Genomic DNA, 232 nt, shown 5'->3' on the forward strand with positions numbered 1-232 from the left:
GATCAAGGGGCGTTCCACCTCTCCGATGACGCGGTCGTACAAGGTGCCATCGTCTAGGGCGCCGGGACGCTCGCGGGCGATCCGTTCGATCAGGTGGCGCACCGCCTCGGCGATCCCCGCGTCGGGCAAATCCATCTGGGCGCCCGGCACACCGATCATATCGCGGATCGTCGCCGGATCGATCAGCTCATCTCGTGCCAGCACTGCGAGCCGTCGCATCAAATTTTCGAGT

The 232-nt window shown here is 64.7% G+C and carries 1 protein-coding gene; it reads right to left on the bottom strand.

The window, feature by feature from the left end:
• On the bottom strand, positions 1-232 hold a 232-nt coding region (locus PU683_RS21990), incomplete at both ends, for a hypothetical protein (RefSeq protein WP_277174651.1).

The organism is Candidatus Kosakonia sp. 282A-S69, from assembly GCF_029433855.1.
GTDB classification, from domain to species: domain Bacteria; phylum Pseudomonadota; class Gammaproteobacteria; order Enterobacterales; family Enterobacteriaceae; genus Kosakonia; species Kosakonia cowanii_A.